Here is a 362-nt window from a genome sequence, read left to right as displayed (position 1 = left end):
GGGTGAGGAGGCGGGGGGTGCGGTGGATGTGCGGACCGGCCGCTACTCCCTGGAGGTGCCGCTCCTGGCGACGGCGGGGCGTGGGGAGGCTTCGTTCGGGCTGGCTCTGTCGTATGACCAGGAGTTGTCGGGTCTGGGGGTGGACCGGCAGGGCCTGGGCGCGGGCATGGGTTTGGGCCTGCCGTTCGTCGACACCGGTGAGGGCCGTGCGGTGGTGGCGGGCGGTGTCTACGAGATCGACCCGGCCGCCAGCGCCCCCGGGGGTGCCGGCTCGGGCCTGAAGCGGTTCCCCGGCGAGGGGGTGCGCTTCGAGCATGTGCCGGGCGGCAGCCTGCCCGCCCGGGAGGGGGTGGAGGAGCGCG

1 protein-coding gene is annotated in these 362 nt (G+C 75.4%); it reads left to right on the top strand.

The genetic code is table 11. The annotated features are described in order from the left end of the window. Positions 1–22: 22 nt before the first annotated feature. Positions 23–362, top strand: a 340-nt coding sequence (locus IF89_RS39860) for a hypothetical protein (RefSeq protein WP_043195033.1), incomplete at its 3' end; no start/stop codon positions are given.

This window comes from Streptomyces sp. NRRL F-2664, from assembly GCF_000719345.1.
Classification (GTDB): domain Bacteria; phylum Actinomycetota; class Actinomycetes; order Streptomycetales; family Streptomycetaceae; genus Streptomyces.
This window is presented reverse-complemented; position numbering and strand designations above follow the sequence as displayed.